The sequence below is a fragment of the Flavobacterium bernardetii genome (assembly GCF_011305415.1).
Taxonomy (GTDB): Bacteria; Bacteroidota; Bacteroidia; order Flavobacteriales; family Flavobacteriaceae; genus Flavobacterium; species Flavobacterium bernardetii.
The window spans coordinates 92,511-111,071 of the sequence record NZ_JAANOQ010000006.1 but is presented as its reverse complement, the minus strand read 5'-3'; the positions used below and the strand labels follow the sequence as shown (position 1 = coordinate 111,071).

General features: G+C 31.7%; 20 protein-coding genes and 1 tRNA gene. 8 read left to right on the top strand and 13 right to left on the bottom strand.

All coding sequences use genetic code 11. The features are described from left to right. Window positions 1-47: 47 nt before the first annotated feature. Window positions 48-1,409, bottom strand: a complete 1,362-nt coding sequence (locus G6N05_RS11625) for a glycoside hydrolase family 19 protein (protein WP_166129250.1) — start codon at window positions 1,407-1,409, stop codon at window positions 48-50. A gap of 87 nt (window positions 1,410-1,496) precedes the next feature. Further along, window positions 1,497-3,362, bottom strand: a complete 1,866-nt coding sequence (locus G6N05_RS11620) for a tetratricopeptide repeat-containing sensor histidine kinase (protein WP_166129247.1) — start codon at window positions 3,360-3,362, stop codon at window positions 1,497-1,499. Window positions 3,363-3,443: 81 nt separating this feature from the next. On the opposite strand from G6N05_RS11620, the gene G6N05_RS11615 reads away from it, so the two are divergent. Then, on the top strand, window positions 3,444-4,253 hold the full coding sequence (locus tag G6N05_RS11615; RefSeq protein WP_166129243.1) for an undecaprenyl-diphosphate phosphatase: 810 nt from the start codon (window positions 3,444-3,446) through the stop codon (window positions 4,251-4,253). Further along, complete coding sequence (gene truB, locus G6N05_RS11610) at window positions 4,253-4,957, top strand: tRNA pseudouridine(55) synthase TruB (protein WP_166129239.1); 705 nt, start codon at window positions 4,253-4,255, stop codon at window positions 4,955-4,957. Before G6N05_RS11615 ends, truB begins: the two co-directional genes overlap by 1 nt. Here truB and G6N05_RS11605 read toward each other — a convergent pair. Then, window positions 4,923-5,513, bottom strand: coding sequence for a thioredoxin family protein (locus tag G6N05_RS11605; RefSeq protein ID WP_166129236.1), 591 nt, complete (start codon window positions 5,511-5,513; stop codon window positions 4,923-4,925). The genes truB and G6N05_RS11605 overlap by 35 nt on opposite strands. Before the next feature lie 117 nt (window positions 5,514-5,630). Here G6N05_RS11605 and G6N05_RS11600 point away from each other — a divergent pair, with 117 nt between their 5' ends. From G6N05_RS11600 to frr, 3 genes are all read left to right on the top strand, one after another. Next, the gene (locus G6N05_RS11600) at window positions 5,631-6,410 is read left to right on the top strand and encodes a patatin-like phospholipase family protein (RefSeq protein ID WP_166129232.1); all 780 of its coding nucleotides are present in this window, start codon (window positions 5,631-5,633) and stop codon (window positions 6,408-6,410) included. A gap of 101 nt (window positions 6,411-6,511) precedes the next feature. Continuing rightward, the gene (gene pyrH, locus G6N05_RS11595) at window positions 6,512-7,219 is read left to right on the top strand and encodes a UMP kinase (RefSeq protein WP_166129228.1); all 708 of its coding nucleotides are present in this window, start codon (window positions 6,512-6,514) and stop codon (window positions 7,217-7,219) included. Window positions 7,220-7,332: 113 nt separating this feature from the next. Beyond that, a complete protein-coding gene (frr, locus tag G6N05_RS11590; RefSeq protein WP_166129224.1) occupies window positions 7,333-7,896 on the top strand; it encodes a ribosome recycling factor in 564 nt (187 codons plus the stop codon). Window positions 7,897-8,060: 164 nt separating this feature from the next. On the opposite strand, the gene G6N05_RS11585 is transcribed toward frr, so the two are convergent. The 3 genes from G6N05_RS11585 to G6N05_RS11575 are packed head-to-tail and all read right to left on the bottom strand — an operon-like array spanning window position 8,061 to window position 9,645. Further along, window positions 8,061-9,077, bottom strand: coding sequence for an NAD-dependent epimerase/dehydratase family protein (locus G6N05_RS11585; RefSeq protein ID WP_166129221.1), 1,017 nt, complete (start codon window positions 9,075-9,077; stop codon window positions 8,061-8,063). A 50-nt stretch (window positions 9,078-9,127) separates the two neighbouring features. Next, complete coding sequence (locus G6N05_RS11580; RefSeq protein ID WP_166129217.1) at window positions 9,128-9,430, bottom strand: type II toxin-antitoxin system RelE/ParE family toxin; 303 nt, start codon at window positions 9,428-9,430, stop codon at window positions 9,128-9,130. Further along, window positions 9,430-9,645, bottom strand: a complete 216-nt coding sequence (locus tag G6N05_RS11575) for an addiction module protein (RefSeq protein WP_225875171.1) — start codon at window positions 9,643-9,645, stop codon at window positions 9,430-9,432. The genes G6N05_RS11580 and G6N05_RS11575 overlap by 1 nt, the downstream gene beginning before the upstream one ends. Before the next feature lie 122 nt (window positions 9,646-9,767). Between G6N05_RS11575 and asnS the strand changes: the two genes are divergently transcribed. From asnS to G6N05_RS11560, 3 genes are all read left to right on the top strand, one after another. Further along, entirely contained in the window at window positions 9,768-11,219 is a 1,452-nt protein-coding gene (asnS, locus tag G6N05_RS11570; RefSeq protein ID WP_166129210.1) for an asparagine--tRNA ligase, read from the top strand. A 70-nt stretch (window positions 11,220-11,289) separates the two neighbouring features. After that, window positions 11,290-12,762, top strand: coding sequence for an RNA polymerase factor sigma-54 (rpoN, locus tag G6N05_RS11565; protein ID WP_166129206.1), 1,473 nt, complete (start codon window positions 11,290-11,292; stop codon window positions 12,760-12,762). Between the two features lie 31 nt (window positions 12,763-12,793). Then, complete coding sequence (locus tag G6N05_RS11560; RefSeq protein ID WP_166129202.1) at window positions 12,794-13,405, top strand: hypothetical protein; 612 nt, start codon at window positions 12,794-12,796, stop codon at window positions 13,403-13,405. Here G6N05_RS11560 and G6N05_RS11555 read toward each other — a convergent pair. From G6N05_RS11555 to G6N05_RS11525, 7 genes are all read right to left on the bottom strand, one after another. Continuing rightward, window positions 13,393-14,058, bottom strand: coding sequence for a porin family protein (locus G6N05_RS11555; protein ID WP_166129199.1), 666 nt, complete (start codon window positions 14,056-14,058; stop codon window positions 13,393-13,395). The two genes, G6N05_RS11560 and G6N05_RS11555, sit on opposite strands and share 13 nt — an antisense overlap. A gap of 14 nt (window positions 14,059-14,072) precedes the next feature. Continuing rightward, window positions 14,073-14,157: transfer RNA gene (locus G6N05_RS11550), tRNA-Ser, on the bottom strand. Between the two features lie 4 nt (window positions 14,158-14,161). Further along, on the bottom strand, window positions 14,162-15,199 hold the full coding sequence (locus tag G6N05_RS11545; protein ID WP_166129196.1) for an asparaginase: 1,038 nt from the start codon (window positions 15,197-15,199) through the stop codon (window positions 14,162-14,164). Next, window positions 15,183-16,328: a 1-acyl-sn-glycerol-3-phosphate acyltransferase gene (locus G6N05_RS11540; protein WP_166129192.1), complete on the bottom strand. Its 1,146-nt coding sequence runs from the start codon at window positions 16,326-16,328 to the stop codon at window positions 15,183-15,185. Before G6N05_RS11540 ends, G6N05_RS11545 begins: the two co-directional genes overlap by 17 nt. Window positions 16,329-16,385: 57 nt before the next feature. After that, window positions 16,386-17,153, bottom strand: a complete 768-nt coding sequence (locus G6N05_RS11535) for a TatD family hydrolase (RefSeq protein WP_187003016.1) — start codon at window positions 17,151-17,153, stop codon at window positions 16,386-16,388. Window positions 17,154-17,206: 53 nt separating this feature from the next. Beyond that, the gene (locus tag G6N05_RS11530) at window positions 17,207-17,500 is read right to left on the bottom strand and encodes a GIY-YIG nuclease family protein (RefSeq protein WP_166129188.1); all 294 of its coding nucleotides are present in this window, start codon (window positions 17,498-17,500) and stop codon (window positions 17,207-17,209) included. A gap of 58 nt (window positions 17,501-17,558) precedes the next feature. Next, window positions 17,559-18,539, bottom strand: coding sequence for a LuxE/PaaK family acyltransferase (locus G6N05_RS11525; RefSeq protein ID WP_166129184.1), 981 nt, complete (start codon window positions 18,537-18,539; stop codon window positions 17,559-17,561). Window positions 18,540-18,561: the final 22 nt, after the last annotated feature.

The following is an 18,561-nucleotide window of genomic DNA, read 5'->3' as shown; positions in this document are numbered from 1 at the left end:
AATAAAACAATTAAAACGTAAAAGTGTTTCATGTTTTTAATTTGTGATTATTTTTTTACCCAATTTATAACAGCCTGATTTTTTTGACTTTTGATATGTATTAAATAAAATCCTGATGGAAAATTTTCAGTATTTAATTTAACATTTAGTGAATTGGGTTGAAATGTTTTTATTTTTTGTCCTAATGTATTATATATTTCTATAGAATTTATGACGTCGCTGTGATTTACAAACAATTCATTATCTCCTGGATTTGGATAAATCTCAAATAAATTTAAATCAAAATTTTCAGTATTCAAAACAACTTGCGAACAACTTAGATAGTCTTGCATAGTATTGGAACTATTTTCATAACACAAAGTAGAATAATTTCCAGAATCTTCTAAAGTAATTTCAGTTGGTGTTAATCCTAAAATAGATAAATAATATTTATACAATTCTGATCGCAATACTACTTTTTGTGTGAAAGCTGCTGTTGAAGTATTTCTACATTCTAAACCACCATTAATTATGTTGTTTGTATGTGCAAATCCTTTTTTATACATTTTTGTTGAGGTATATTCTCCCGTTTGAGGCAACCATAATTCTTGCATGGCTTGATGGCAGGAAGGTTTAGGACATTGCGGCATCATCCAAAACCAAATAGCAGATTTAAATGCTAAAACGCCATCTTGCTGCACTAAATTTGGATTATTCAATAGAATATATTTATCATTATAAAGAAACTTACTAAATTGACCGTAATTATAGTTCCAAGATAATTGGATGGGACCTCTACCATAATAACATTGCCCAGGAGTTGGAGGATAATCCAAATTTCCAGAATCACTATAAACATTACTATTACAGTTAGCGGAAGTCAAACCTACTTCATGGACAAAGTATAAACCCCATTGCGCATAATCACCTGCCGAATTTCCACCCACAGGAGTTTGCCATCCACCAGTTGTTTCTTTTGAAATGTTAGCTAAAAAAGCAGCTAATTCTCGTTTGTTGTTATAAGCGGAATTTGTATTTACAAAATCAGCAAAATCCACATTTATTACAACTTCAGGTGTCGAATTTGTATACCACCAGCTATCCACTTGTGAATAGTTATAGGTTTGATTGGTTGACTTTTTTGTAATAGTTGTTAATTCTCCCCACACACCTGGCTTTTTTCTAATTTGAACTAAATAGTCACTCATTTCTGTGACGGCTTGTTTAAAATTTAGATAAGAATAAAAATCGGTTGTGTAACCTTGAGGATGTGCTCCATAGGTTCCAGCTCTTTTGGGAAAGAGGGAATTCCATTGTGTGCTTGTTAATAAATCATCTACGTTTTGTGCTGAATTACTTTGAGCATTTAAAGGCAAAATTGGTCCCAAAATAAGGATTAACGTATAAAAATAAAATAGAGTTACTTTCATAAAGCTTGAATTTTTAATTAATATTAGCAAAATTCACCATAATTAAACAACATTAAGTAACTGTTTTCAGGGGTAACTAATAAATCATTATTTTGTCTTTTTTGGTATTTTAATTAATATTGTTGTGCCATTTTCTATATTAGTAAATTCATAGGTTCCATGAAGAAATTCTACTCTCTTCTTTATGTTATTTAGCCCAATACCTGTTTTTTCTATAGATTTATTAATTAATCCAACGCCATTATCTTTTACAAAAAATATTAATTCCTCATCATCTTCATATATTTCAAGCTGAACTTCAGTTGCATTTGCATGTTTGATTATATTATTAATTATTTCTTGTAAAATTCTATATAGGTTAATTAAAACAGCTTCGTCTAAACTATCTATGTCTTTTGTGATGAGTAATTTTTTATTTGTTTTGATTCCTTTCCTTTCAATTAATGAACATAAATTGTTTACCAATTGTGAAAACTCAACTTCTGTAATGTTTTCAGGATCTAGTTCGTGAGAAAAATTCCTAACATCCTTATAAAGCTTGTCTATTTTAGAAAGTATAGCATCTAGATTTTCGTTATTTAACTCGGAGTCGTTGGAAATATTTAATTTTAGGGAACCAATTTCGTTAGCAATACCATCATGTAACTCCATAGAAAGTTTTTTTCTTTCATTAAATTTTTCCTTAATAATTTCTCGTCTTTGATCTTCTTGCATTAATTTTAATTGCTCATCATGTAACTTTTTCTGACTTTTTCTTAATTTTTTTTGAATACTTATTTTATAAAAATAAATAAAAAGTAGGATAACAATTAAAATAAAAAGTAAACCTATACCTAAACCATACAATACTTTTATTCTCGCATCTTTTTTAATGATATTTTCTTTATGACTTATTTCTTTTATGCTTTCTTTTAATTGAAATCGCGATTCAATATCTGATTTTAATTTTCCTCTTTCTAGATTTAATATGCTGTCATTTATTTTGTTGAACTTTATGGAATAGTTGTTTTCGTTATCCAAATCTCCGAGTTTTGAGTAAAATGTTTTAAATCCTAAATAAATATCTTTTTTTAAATAAATGTCATCTTCATTAGCTTCCAAAGCTTTAGTTAAATAGTCTTTTTCTAAAGTAGGGTTGTTTTGAAGTTTTGCTAAATAATACAAGTTCAAATACGCTTCTGATGTTAGATTGTTAAATCCATTTTTGTTTTGAAAATTTACAGATTCTAATAAGGTTTCTTTTGCTTTTTTTGTGTCCTTAAGCATCACATAGGTATAGCCTAATTTGTTTAAAATTATCGGATATGCATAGCTGTGTTTTTTATCTACATAGTTCAGCGCATTTAATAAAAACTCTTTAGATTCTTTATAATTTTGTTTTTTGATACTAATGCTGCTTTTTCGTACATAATAATCTACTTTAACTAATTTCCCTGTTATTAAGCCAAATGATTTGTCAAAATAATTGTTGGCTTTATCTACTTCTCCATCTCTAAGTAAAATATCGCCTAATAGCATAAACATCAATCCTTTTTCTTTAGGAAATTTTTGTTCATTAATATCGCTTAATCCTTCAGTTAGTTCTTTAATTAAAACATAGCTGTCAATAATTTCCATTCCTTGATTGGAATAATCGATTATAGCTTGGTAATAATCTTTGGTGTGTTTAAAATGTTTTTTAGCAAAATTTAACCTGGTTTGTATATAAAATCTAGTAGAGTCTGTATTGCCTAAAAAATTGTGTACATAACCCAAATATTGATAAGCTGTGTTTTTTTCAACATTTGTTTTGGCTAATTTTTTTAATAGAATGACATCTTTTAGCGCTGCTTTTGGTTCGGTAAAATAGTTTTTTTGAACACGCTTTTGTACAGCCTCAAAATCAGTTTGTTTTTGAGACAATAATATAGAAGAATAAAAAAAGAGTAAAAGAAAAAATCTAGTAAATTTCATTTAGATTTGGCGCTTACGATATTTATAAAAGTATAAAAAATTATTAACTAGTAATTATAAAATAAATATTATTTTTGCCTTATGGATTTACTACAAGCTATTATTATCGCCATTGTTGAAGGTTTAACGGAATATTTGCCGGTTTCTTCAACAGGTCATATGATATTTACGAGTTCTTATTTCGGAATTGAAAAAGAAGAATTTGTGAAATTATTTCAAGTATCTATACAATTCGGAGCCATTTTGGCGGTTGTAGTGTTGTATTGGAAAAAGTTTTTCGATTTCTCGAAATTACAATTCTTCATCAAATTAGCTTGTGCGGTAGTTCCAGCCTTAATTTTAGGAAAATTATTCGATGATAAAATCGAAGCTGTTTTAGAACATCCAACTCCAATTGCCATTGTATTAATTATAGGTGGAATTATTTTATTATTTATTGATAGATTTTTTCAAAGTCCAACCATTCACAAAGAAGAAGATATTACGATTAAAAAAGCCGTAGCTATTGGTTTTTGGCAATGTTTAGCCATGATGCCAGGAACTAGTAGAAGTGCTGCGAGTATAATTGGTGGTATGCAGCAAGGTTTAACACGCCAAGCCGCGGCTGAGTTTTCGTTCTTTTTAGCGGTGCCAACTATGTTAGCGGTAACCTGTTATTCAGTGTTTTTGAAAACATATGATAAAAGCGGTTTAAAAGGTTTCGAATTAATTCTAAAATCAGAAGAAAATACTAAAATGTTTATTGTTGGAAATGTTGTTGCCTTTGTGGTAGCGGTTTTAGCGATTAAATTTTTTATAGAAATCATCAAAAAATACGGATTTAAACCTTGGGGTTGGTATCGAATTATCGCAGGAATTCTGTTATTAGCTTACTTTAATTTATACAAATAATGACTCCAGAAGACTATTTAGAAGGGCAGATTTTATTGATAGATAAACCACTAAAATGGTCGTCTTTTCAAGCAGTAAATAAATTAAAGTTTGGTTTAATTAAAGAATTAAAACTACCCAAAAAATTCAAAATTGGACATGCGGGAACGTTAGATCCATTAGCTTCAGGCTTATTGATAATTTGTACCGGAAAATTCACGAAAAGAATTGAAGAATTACAAGGTCAAGCCAAAGAGTATACCGGAACAATCACAGTTGGAGCCACAACACCTTCATACGATTTAGAAACAGAAATCAACGAAAGATTTCCAATCGAACATATTACAGAAGCATTAATTCACGATACTTTACCGAAATTTATTGGTGAAATCGATCAAAAACCACCTGTTTTTTCAGCAATTAAAAAAGATGGAAAACGTTTGTACGAATCTGCTCGTGCTGGAATTGAAGTCGAAATTAAAACTAGAAAAGTAACGGTTTCAGAATTTGAAATTACCAGAATTGCCTTACCAGAAATCGATTTCAGAATTGTGTGTAGCAAAGGAACATACATTCGTTCAATTGCTTACGATTTTGGTTTAGCTTTAAATTCAGGCGGACATTTAACCGCACTTCGTAGAACAAAAATCGGTGATTATTCGGTAGATAATGCTGTGGAACCGGAAGCTTTTATTGAAGCATTGCAACAATCTCCTTCATTGTAGAAATTCCTTTATCGTCCAAATACCATTTTTGTAACGCGATTTTTGCAGGTTCATCTACAATTCCGTGTTTCGCTTTGTAATCGATAATTAGGTTTTTCGCACCTTCTGGTCGTGGTCCCCAATGATTGATTAGGTTTGCATTTTCATCTAAAATCAGTAGTTTAGGAATTGATTTCGCGCCATTTGTTAAAAACTGGTTGATTAAATCTTCGTGTTCATCACGTAACACAATTTTCAAATCTATATTTTCAGAAGCCTCAGCCATTAATTTGATAATCGGTAAAATTTGAGCGGCATCACCGCACCAACCTTCGGAAATCACTAACCAAGTTTGTTTCGATTTTAAATTTTGTAGTTTTTCAAGAACTTCCGAATCCATTTTCAAGGTTTTCTCTAAACGGTTCATGCGTACTTCATTCAATTCTGAATAATGTAACAAATCGGCACTTTGTTCATTTCCTGTCGATTTTCCATCGTCAATTAATTTCGAAACTAAAGTTCGGTATGCACTATAAGAAAGACTGTTTTGTAACGCAGATTGGATGATAGATATCATAATTGATGTATTGTTTCTACAAAATTAAAAATAATTAATGAGGAATTGTGTAATATAAGTTACACATAATATTTCTTCTGTATTATTCGTTACTTTTGTATAGATAATCTTATAATAATGAAAAGTAATACAAAAAATAATGGTTTCGTTTTTTCGGGTGGTGGTTCTAAAGGAATTGCGCATGCAGGCGTACTGCAATATTTTCACGAACAAAACATTAAGCCAACATGTATTGCTGGTTCTAGTGCAGGTGCTATTGTTGGTGCGATGTATGCTTTTGGTAAAAAACCAGAAGAAATTTTAGAATTTTTTAAATCTATTTACTTTTTTCATTGGAAACATTTTACTTTCAAAAAAGCCGGAATTGTTGATTCTGATTCGTTTAAACATTATTTTCATGAAATATTTGGCGATGTTACTTTAGGTGAATTAGAAATTCCAACCTACATAACAGCAACAGATATGGTGAAAGGAAAATTGAAAATCTTTAGCCCGGAAACTAAAATTGTAGATGCTATTTTAGCTTCAACTGCCGTTCCAGGAATGATTTCGCCTTATGTCATAAATGGAGATTTATTTAGCGATGGTGGAATTTTAAATCATTTTCCTGCCGATTTATTAGTCGGAAAATGCGAATCTATTATTGGCGTTTATGTGAGTCCGGTACAAAATTTGGAAGCTAAAAATCTAAATTCTATAAAATCGGTAACTTATAGAGCGCTTGAATTATTGACAGCCAATTCCAGTTTTCAAAAATTTAATTATTGTGATTTAATTATCGAACCCAAAGAATTAGCTAATTTTAATACGTTTGAAACTAATAAATCAAAGATGGATTCGATATATAAAATTGGTTATGACGAAGCCAAAAGAAGTTTTGAAAATTTAGTCACATAAATGTTAAAAACATATTTTTTAGAAAAGAGCTATTTAACTATATTTGCATCAGAATTTCAGAATTGTTAATTCTGTAAACAAAAATCAAATAATCCAACACAATGAGTTACAAAAGAATCCTTCTTAAATTAAGCGGAGAAGCCTTAATGGGCGAGAGACAATACGGAATTGATCCTAAAACTTTAGCAGATTATGCTTCAGAAATTAAGCAAATTCACGATCAAGGTGTAGAAATTGCGATTGTAATTGGTGGAGGAAATATTTTTAGAGGTGTAGCAGGTGCTAGTAATGGTATGGATCGCGTACAAGGTGATTATATGGGAATGTTAGCGACAGTAATTAACGGAATGGCGTTACAAGGCGCTTTAGAAGATGCTGGAATGCCAACTCGTTTGCAAACTGCTTTAAAAATTGAAGCCATTGCAGAACCATATATCAAAAGAAGGGCAACGCGTCACTTAGAAAAAGGAAGAATTGTAATTTTTGGAGCTGGAACAGGAAATCCTTATTTCACAACAGATACTGCTGCCGTTTTAAGAGGAATTGAAGTGGGTTGTGATGTGATTTTAAAAGGAACACGTGTAGATGGAGTATATACAGCTGATCCTGAAAAAGATACAAATGCAGTAAAATACGATACGATTACATTTGATGACGTATTAGCAAAAGGATTAAATGTGATGGATACAACAGCTTTCACATTAAGTCAAGAAAATAAATTACCAATTATTGTTTTCGATATGAACAAAAAAGGTAACTTACTTAAAATTTGTAACGGAGAAACAGTAGGAACAACGGTTACTATCTAATTACGAATTTAGAATTAGGATTTACGAATTTAGAAATATAAAGTTAGTAAGAGTTAGATAGGAAATAGAACATGTGTTTTAACCTGAAACTTGAAACTTGAAACAAGAGTATTATGACAGAAGAAATTAATTTTATTATCGACAGTGCTAAAGAATCTATGAATGGATCTGTAGCGCATTTAGAAAAAGAATTTTTAAACATCAGAGCAGGTAAAGCGTCTCCTCAAATGTTAGGAAGTGTTTTTGTAGATTATTATGGTGCACAAACCGCTTTGTCTCAAGTAGCAAATGTTGTGGCAGCTGACGCAAGAACATTAACAGTAACGCCTTGGGAAAAAGCGATGTTACAACCTATTGAAAAGGCGATTATGATTGCTAATTTAGGTTTAAACCCGATGAACAATGGTGATAATATTATCATAAGTATTCCAGCATTAACGGAAGACAGACGTAAAGAATTAGTAAAACAAGCTAAAGCGGAAGCGGAAGATGCTAAAGTAGGTATCAGAAACGCAAGAAAAGACGCCAATAGCGACATTAAAAAAGAAGAAAAAAACGGAACGTCTGAAGATATTTGTAAAGTAGCTGAAGATTCTGTTCAAAAATTAACAGATTCGTATATCAAAAAAATTGAAGAAGTATTAGCGGTTAAAGAAGCTGAAATAATGAAGGTATAAGTTTCTTTTAGAAAATATATTAAAGAATATAGAATAAAGAAAACCCTGCAAATAATAAGTTTGCAGGGTTTTTTGTGTTTGTATTTTGTCATTCTGAACTTGTTTCAGAATCTCAAGGCGAGAACCTGAAACAAGTTCAGGTTGACAAGACTAGGCTGGTTTTTTTATTTCGTTTTTTCTATCAATCCTTTCAAATACATTTTCATATTACTAAACTCAAAATCTATCGCTTTTTTGATTTTGCTCGTATCATGAATTTCTAAATTGTATAAAGAATTTATAGTGGATTGGCTCAGCATTCTGTTTCTAAAAAATAAGGTTGCGAAAATAAATTCCAATATTCGTGCAACTTGCACTTGCCATTTTTTGACCAAATATTTCGGTTTTTTTATTCTTTTGTCATTCTGAACTTGTTTCAGAATCTCAGCAATGCGGTCAAATAATTCTTTATAAGTTACATCTTCAGCAACTAAAATAAATCTTTCTCCAGAAATGGTGCTTTTCATTAAAGTCGTCAAGGCTTTTACCACATCTTCCACAGCTACAATTCCGAGTTTGCCCAAAGTATAAAACGATTGTCCGTCTTTGATATTTTGAATGAATAATGAACTTCCTTCTTTAGGAAATCCGTTTCCGAAAATTACACCTGGATTGACAATCACCACATCCAAACCTTCTTGAAAGCCACGCCAAACTTCCATTTCTGCTCCAAATTTCGAAATCGAATAATCGCTTCTAACTGCTTCATTATTTCTCTCCGTTTCTTCGTTGATGATTAAATTATGCTCTGTTCCATTTCCTAAGGCAGCAATCGAACTCACATACGCTAATTTTTTTACGTTTTTCGAAAGGGAAATGTTAACCACATTCGCCGTTCCAACAATATTATTTTGATAGAGTTTGTCTTCGTCTTTCGGATTAAAAGAAACCAAAGCGGCGCAATGATACACTAAAGTAACATCTGTAAAAGCTAATTCAAGCGCGGGAACATCTAAAATATCAGCTTGCATCCAATCAATTTTTTCAAATGCAGCAAGTTGGTTTGCAGCTTGGAATAAATTTTTAACGTGTTGTAGTTTTTTCTCCGATCTATATATTGCTCGAATCGCTTCCTTTTCTTGAGAAAGTTGCAATAATAAATGTAAACCCACTAAACCTGTTCCGCCTGTAACTAAAATCATTTCGTAAAAATATGGAATAAAAAATTATGCTTTAAAAAGTTAAATTTGTTTTATACTCTTTTCTTAATCTTTTCAAAACTTTGTTTTTGTGCTAAAACTCCAATTACAAGAATGGTTTTTAGTTCTTCTTCAATGGTGTAGTAAATGGTATAAGGAAATCTTGTTACAAATGCTTGTCTGATTTCGTTATGTTTTTTTTGATAATTTTTTGGAAATTGATTGATGTATTCAAATTCCTGATTTACTTTTTCTTTAAAATCGTTTGCTAATTCAGGATTAATAGTGGTGTACCATTTTTTAGCTTTTTGTAAATCTTTATAAACAAACGGTACTAATTTTAATGAATATTTCATTACCATTTTTCTTTCAAATCAGACCAATTTAAAACGTTTTCAGGATTTTTTCTATATTCTTCTAAACGTTTTTCAAGTTCTAACTTATGGTCTAATGGGATTTCAGATTTTTCAGTTTTCTCTTTTTTTAAAATCTTTTCTAATTTCTCAAAAATTTCATTTTCTATAGAAAAAACTTCCTGAATAAAATTATACTTTCTCGTTGCTAAGTCCATAATATTATAAATATTTGTAATACAAATATACAAAAATCCTAAATACAATAAACTGTAAAAACACATTTCTAAAACTCAATAATTCGCACTATATTTGCACTTTAAATGAATAGTAGTAAAAGATGAAGAAGCACATAAGAATTATAGATTTATTAGAAAATACAAAAACGATACAAGAAGTAAACGCAAAAGGTTGGGTAAGAACGTTTAGAAACAATCAGTTTATTGCTTTAAACGATGGTTCAACACTTAATAATATTCAGTGTGTAGTAGATTTTGAAAACACGCCTGAAGAAACGTTAAAGCGTATCACAACTGGAGCGGCTGTTTCTGTTATTGGAACTTTGGTGGAAAGTCAAGGTGCGGGTCAGAAAGTAGAAATTCAAGTAACTAAGCTAGAAATTCTAGGAGATTCTGATGCGGAAAAATTCCCAATACAACCCAAAAACAAACCAAGTTTAGACTTCTTAAGAGAAAATGCCCATTTACGTACGAGAACAAATATGTTTGGTGCGATTATGCGTGTGCGTTCTACGTTGTCTTTCGCGGTGCATAAATATTTTCAAGAAAAAGGATTTGTGTATGTAAATACACCAATTATTACAGGTTCAGATGCTGAAGGCGCTGGAGAAATGTTCCAAGTTTCGGCTTTACCATTTGACAATACACCAAGAACAGAAGAAGGAAAAGTAAACTACAAAGAAGACTTTTTCGGAAAACAAACGAATCTTACGGTTTCTGGACAGTTAGAAGCAGAAACTTATGCGATGTCTTTAGGTCAGGTTTATACGTTCGGACCAACGTTCCGTGCGGAGAATTCAAATACGTCTCGTCACTTAGCGGAATTTTGGATGATTGAGCCAGAAGTAGCGTTCAATGATTTAGCTGCGAACATGGATTTAGCAGAAGATTTTATTCAAAATGTGATAAAATACACGATGGATAAATGTTCTGAAGATTTAAAGTTCTTAGAAAACCGTTTAATCGAAGAAGAAAAAAACAAACCACAAGCAGAACGTAGCGAAATGCCGTTATTAGAAAAATTGAATTTCGTTTTAGAAAACAATTTCAAACGTGTTTCATATACAGAAGCTATCGATATTTTAAAGAATTCGAAACCAAATAAAAATAAAAAATTCCAATATTTAATTGACGAATGGGGTGCCGATTTACAATCAGAACACGAACGTTTCTTGGTTGAAAAACATTTCAAATGTCCAGTAATTTTATTCGATTATCCTGCGAAAATTAAAGCGTTTTACATGCGTTTAAATGACGGAACAGAACCAGGAAAAGAAACGGTAAGAGCTATGGATATTTTATTCCCTGGAATTGGAGAAATTGTTGGAGGTTCTCAAAGAGAAGAACGTTTAGACGTTTTAATCGAAAAAATGAAAGCTTTAGGTATAGATGAAGAAGAATTATGGTGGTATTTAGATACTCGTAGATTCGGTTCAGCCGTGCATTCAGGTTTCGGATTAGGTTTCGAAAGATTGGTATTATTCGTAACTGGTATGACAAATATCCGTGACGTAATTCCTTTCCCAAGAACTCCAGATAACGCAGAATTTTAATAAGGCAATAGGCATTAGGCAATAGGCAATAGGCTTAAAGCATAATGCATACAGCTTAAAGCAAAATATAATGTTAAAACACAGTTTAAATTTCAAATTATCGCAAAAATTATCTCCTCAACAAATTCAGTTGATGAAGTTAATTCAATTGCCTACGCAAGCTTTTGAGCAACGTTTGCAAGAAGAAATGGTTGAAAATCCAGCTTTAGAAGGAAGTTTAGATGACAATAATGAATCGTTAGATGATTATAATGATAATTCAAATGACGATGATAATTATGACGATTACGACAACGATCAAATTGACACTGGCGACATCAACATCGATGAATATTTAAGCAACGACGAAACTCCAGATTACAAATACCAAAGCAATAATTATAGCGATGACGACGAAGACAGAACGATGCCCATGCAAGCACAAGTTAGTTTTCATCAAGATTTAATTAATCAGTTAAATACGTTTATTCTTACGGAAAACGACAGAGAAATCGCAGAGTTTTTAGTCGGAAGTATCGAAGATTCTGGTTATATCAGAAGAACGATTCAAGATATTGTGGATGATATGGCGTTTACACAAGGTGTCTATACCGATGAAAAAACAGTAGATAGAATCTTACACATCGTACAGCAATTAGAACCTTCTGGTGTTGGTGCAAGAGATTTGCAAGAATGTTTGTTAATTCAACTAAAACACAAAACGCCAACAGATTCTGTAAATTTAGCGATTGCTGTAATTGAAAAACAATTTGATGCTTTCACCAAGAAACATTACGATAAATTATTACAAAAATTCGATTGTACGAAAGAGCAATTGAAAAAAGCCATTGATGAAATTGAAAAACTAAATCCAAAACCAGGAGGAAGTTATGATAGCAACAGTAGAATGGTGGAACACGTAGTTCCAGATTTTACGATTCGAATTGTAGATGGCGAATTAGAATTACTTCTAAACGGCAGAAATGCTCCAGAATTGCACGTTTCTAAAGATTATCAAGAAATGTTGCAAACGTATAAAGTCTCTAGTGATAAATCGAATTCACAAAAAGATGCCGTTCAGTTTATCAAACAAAAATTAGATTCTGCGAAATGGTTTATTGATGCGATTAAACAACGTCAAGAAACACTTTTTGTGACGATGAATGCGATTATGTATTTCCAACAAGAATATTTCTTAGACGGCGAAGAATCGAAGTTAAAACCAATGATTCTGAAAGATATTGCCGATATGATTGGTTTAGATATTTCTACAATTTCTCGTGTGGCAAATAGCAAATATGTAGATACGCCTTACGGAACGAAATTAATCAAAGAATTCTTTTCTGAAGCGATGAAAAACGACCAAGGAGAAGATGTTTCTACCATCGAAATTAAAAACATTTTAGAAAGAGTTATTGCGGAAGAAGACAAAAGCAAACCTTTACCAGACGAAGATTTAGCAGCCATGTTAAAAGAAAAAGGTTTTCCAATTGCTAGAAGAACTATCGCGAAATACAGAGAACAATTAGAAATTCCTGTGGCTCGTTTGAGAAAAAAAATGTAGCTTTAGTGATATTTTCTAAAAACTATTCAGCTTGAAAACAAAATACCTTTTACAACCGTTTTCATACATTTTTCATCCCATATTTATCTCAATTTATGGAGCTGTCTTATATTTTTTATTTACTAAAAACATTTCCTTACTACTCGAAGTCTATTTGTCTTTCATTCAGATTTTCATACTAACGATACTTTTACCGATAAGTTTTTATATGTTGTTAAAAGCTTTGAAAAAAGTAAAATCTTTCACTGAAGCTACCATAGAAGAAAGAAGATTGCCCATTTTTATACAAATCATATTGTTGTATATTTTGTTGAATTTCACAGTTTTAGAAATTCATTTTCCTGAATTATATAAGTTTTTTCAAGCCGGATTTATCAGTTCTTTTTTGGTTTTTGTTTCCGTTATGTTGAGGTTTAAAACCAGTTTACACATGATTGGCATTACATCATTATTTGTTTTCGTTGTGATGCTAACCAGTTATTTAGAAATTGAAGCGACTTATACTATTGCGTATTTAATAATGTGTGTAGGTTTTGTTGCTTCTTCACGTTTATACATGAAAGCACATACGCCAATTGAATTAATAGCAGGAATGTTTATTGGTGCGTTACCGCAAGTGTTTGTTTGGTTTTATAGTATGTAAAACTGAAAGCCAATATTAAAATTACTCATCTTCGAGCCGTCTTTAAAAATCGGGTTCAAACCGTAATAGACGTAGGGATTCCAAGTGTTAAATCCAACCGAAATATAAGCACCATATTGCCAACGATTAATTTCTTCTGAAATGGATTCTTTGGTTGTTCCTTCTGAAGATTGAATTTTTAATTTAGAATTAAATACATAAGTAGCTTTAAAACCGGTATAAATTCTCCAGAAATTATGACTTGTCGGATTAGAATTTCTCCATCTTACTTCTAAAGGAACTTCAATGCCGTGAGTGGTAATAACTGTTCTAATGTTTTCTGAAAGTTCACTAATATCATTACCTGCAAGTTCATCAGAATTAATAAATTGTTTAATATTATTATACGAATACCCTAAACCAGGTGCAATGGCCCAATGTCTGTTTTTTGAAATTGGGAAATCTCTTAAAAACCCAAACGTTATTCCTGGTGAAAAAGAAAATTGTTTAAAACCAGAAGGTCTGTTCTGAACTAAATTATAACTTAAAGACGCATAAAATTGGTCTTCTCTGTAAAGTGAATCTTTTTCGGTTAAATTCGTCTCAGCTGGTTTTATTTCTTGAGAGAAACAAAAAAACGGAATCCATAAAAAAAACAATATTTTAATTTTCATCACTTAGTTTTTTGCAGAAAGGAAGGGATTCGAACCCTCGATATGTTGCCATATACACGCTTTCCAAGCGTGCGCCTTCAGCCACTCGGCCACCTTTCTAGTTTTAATCGTTCATTTCTCCGCGTAAAGGAGTCTCAAAAATAGTCTTAAATACTGAACTTGCCACGTTTTGACCTAACAAATACATTAATTTTGTAATTGCAGCTTCAGTTGTGATGTTTTTTCCTGAGATTAAACCAATTTCTTTTAATCTTGTGCTAGTTTCATACGTTCCCATTAAAACGCTTCCGCCGCTACATTGTGTCACATTAACGATATGTAATCCGCGGTGTATGGCGTTTTCAATTTCACTAATAAACCAATTTTCCATTGGCGCATTTCCTGATCCGTAAGTTTCCAAAATTACACCTTTTAAATTTGGTGTGTGCAAAAGAGAATGCAAAATCGTCTTGTTGATACCTGGAAATAATTTTAATATCAAAACATTATCGTCAAAATTAGTATTGACTTTAAGTTTTTTCGTGGTTTTTTGTTTTAATAAAATAGCGTTGTTTATGTTCAAATGTACGCCAGATTCCACTAATTCTGGAAAGTTTGGTGACGCAAATGCATTAAAATGTTCAGCACTTATTTTTGTAGTTCTGTTTCCTCTATATAATTTGTATTCGAAGTATAACGAAACTTCTTGAATCATTGGTTTTCCTTTGTCTTGTAAGGAAGCAATTTGGATGGCTGTAATCAAGTTTTCTTTTGCATCCGTACGCAAGTCACCAATTGGTAATTGGGAACCCGTAAAAACAACTGGTTTGTCTAAATTTTCGAACATGAAACTTAAAGCTGAAGCACTATAAGACATCGTATCCGAACCATGAAGCACTACAAAACCATCGAAGTTTTTGTAATTTTCTTCGATAATTATCGCAATTTTTTGCCAATCTGTAATTTGCATATTAGAGGAATCGATTGGGTTTTCAAATGAAACCGTTTCAATCTCACAATCCAATAATTTTAATTCTGGTATGCCTTTTATTAGTTTTTTAAAGTTGAAAGCTTTTAGCGCTCCAGTATCGGCATCTTTTATCATACCAATAGTTCCACCAGTGTAAATTAGTAAAATTTTGGGCTTAAGAATGGCTTTCAATTTTTTGATATTTTAATTTATTAGTTACCGGATTGGCATACATAGCTAGGAAACTTTCTTTCATTTTCGCATCATCAGCATTAATTCTCAATTCTAATCTACGTTTGAAGAGTTGTTTTTCTTCTTCGGTATATTTTTCAGAATAAAGAGAGGTGTTGTTTATCATGTCGTATGCAATATAGTTGGTTGGCCAAAGTTTGTACGATTGTAAAATAGAATCGTCCACAACTTGAGCTAACGCAAACATTTGTTTGTTAGAATTTGTGGTTTCTGCAGTAATAGCATCTAATTCTTTATCTAAAACATCACCAACATGAATGTGAATGCGCTTTTTCTGACCAATAATTCCGCTTAAAAGTGTAATAAAATCTTCGTTTTTTTCTTTCGTGTAAATTTCATCATTAGCTTCAGCCATTAATTGTGGCATTTTCAAAGCATCTGTTGGATCATATTCATACGAAATGGAAACAGGAACAATTCTTACTTTTTTGAAGAAATCCATACTGTTTTTTTCGTCAGAAGCCATGGCCATCATCTTTAAAACACCTGGATGTGTAGCGTCATTTCCGTCTTTGGTTCTTCCTTCACGTTGTGCAATCCAAACGGAACGATTTTCTTTCGAAACCAATCGGTACATATATTCTGAAAGCAATCTTGAACTTTCTAATAATTCTCTCGGTGTGAGATTTCTTTGCACTAAAAAGTTTCTATTTAGTTTTGAAAGCATTAATAAAAAATCTTTCTTCACTAAATTATCTCCAATGGCAGAAGCTGTCATTACTAAGCCGTGTTCGTGTAAGCATACGTTTAATAGACAAGTATCTAAAATGATATCTCTATGATTCGAAATAAAAAAGTAAGAGGTGTTTGGTTCTAATTTTTCAAAACCAGATGTAGTTAGTCCGTCAGAACTTTTCTCCAAAATCTTTTTTATGGCATGATAAGCAAAATTAATTTGAAAATCTCTAATGGAATGCGTGCGAAGCAATTGCTCTTTCCAAACGCTTTCTTCAACATTGGGATAAGCAAAATCCATCAATGCTTTCATCATAGGATGATTGATAGAAGCACGAATAGCATCGTTAACTTCTGCATCATAATAAGGACGTATTTTATCAAATTTCGACATACTTTATTTTATATTTACAAAAAAACGAAAAAAATAGGAATTAAACGTTATCAAATATTAAAATCCGAAGACATTTATGCTATTTTGTGTCGTAATTGCTGCAATTTCTTCTAAAGGCAAGTTATAAATTTCCGATAATTTTTCTGCAACTAATTTTACATAACTACTTTCATTACGTTTTCCACGAAATGGAACCGGAGCTAAATAAGGAGCATCCGTTTCTAAAACGATATTTTCGATGTCAATTTCATTTAAAAACTGGTCAATTTTTCCGTTTTTGAATGTCGCCACGCCACCAATTCCTAATTTCATGCCGCAAGAAATGGCTTGATTTGCTTGGTTGATATCGCCAGTAAAACAATGAAAAATTCCCCAAAGTTCAGGTGATTTTTCTTGTTCTAAAATTTCTAAAACTTCGTCAAATGCATCTCTGCAATGAATATTTATAGGTAATTTATACTGTTTCGCTAATTGAATTTGTCGGGTAAAAACTTCTTCTTGTTGTTGTAAGAACGATTTGTCCCAAAATAAATCGATGCCAATTTCGCCAATAGCGGCAAATTTTCGTTTCGATAATTCAGATTCCACGTGTGCTAATTCCTCCAAATAATTTTCTTTCACATAACAGGGATGTAAACCCATCATTAAAAACACATTTTCAGGATATTGAGCTTCTAAATCGTACATTTTTTGCGTATAACTGCTGTCAATGGCAGGTACGAAAAGTCGCGAAACACCAACGTCAAAAGCACGTTGTAACATAATGTCTCTGTCTTCTGAAAATTCTTCTGAATATAAATGCGTGTGAGTATCTGTAAAAATCATTTTGTTTATTGTTGTTGTTGCCTGAGGCTCTCGAAGGCAACATTAGTGAAATTTTATTGTTGTTTATCTCTATATGCAATTGAAAGTTCTGGTAACAAATTCTTGTTATTTTCAATTAATGCTTCTTTTTTAATCCTGCTCCATTTTTGAACTTGTTTTTCTCTGTAAAAAGCTAAATCAATTCTTTCGAATTCTTCAAAATAGACTAATTCAATTGGTAGTCTTTTTTTGGTATGATTTGCTCCATTTCCATTTTGGTGTTCATCAATTCTTTTTTCTAAATCTATTGTACTTCCTGTGTAATAACTTCCGTCAGAACAAAGTAAAATGTACATAAATCCTTTCATATTAATATTGTTTTTAAAGTAGATGTGGCTTCGAGAGCCTCAGCCACCGTTAAACCTCTTAGTAAACCATCAAATTACAACCTCTAATGTCAGAGTTGTCAAATCGACCTAAAACTTCAAACGTTTTGTTTTCGTATTTTTTCCCTAAATCTTGTGTGGCGATAAATGAACAAGAATTTATGTTGGCCAAATCAATTACATTGATACCACCGGTTTTTCCGTTTTCAACATAATTTAAAGCATCTTCCGTATCGCGAATTAAAACATCCATCCAAATTGGACATTCAAAAATTCCGTTTCCTAAAGAATAAGCTTGCGATAATAATTCGGTCATACCATATTCGGAATGAATTGCGGTAACTCCAAATCCATCACATAGTGTTTGATGTAATTCTTCTCGGATGATTTCTTTTCTTTTGCCTTTCATACCACCAGTTTCCATTATGATGGTGTTTTTCAATTGGAATTTTTTGTATTCTATTAAATCCAATAAGGCATAGGTTACGCCAATTAAAATAATATTCTGACCTTCGTTTTCCAATTCGATAATCTTATTAGAAAGTTGTTCTAAATCGTTTAAATAAAAACCGCTGTCTTGGTGATTACTTCTGGTGATTAAATCTTCCACCATATAAATTAATGACGAGCCATCTCGTTCCAAATAGGATGGAAGCAAGGCTAAAACATAATAATTTTCAATGTTGCCGTAAAACTGTGCAAAAGCTTTGTTGTAGCTGTTTTCGTAAAGAGAAATATCAGTCACAAAATGTTTGCTTTTGATCATTCCGGTTGTGCCGCTGCTTGTGAAAATAACTTTTGGCTCGTCGATCGTACTTACAATTTTATCTGATTTAAAAAACTGAATTGGTAAAAAAGGAATATCTGGAATTTGCTTTACGTTGCTCGGGCTTTTGCCTAAATAGTTACAAAAAGAGTGATATACTTTATTGTTTTCGTATTGGAAACGAAAGACTTTTAAAGTGATTTTTTCAAATTCTTTTTTTGAGGCAATAGAGAAAATGTCTTCTTGTGAAATCATACTACAAAAGTAGAAAAAGATT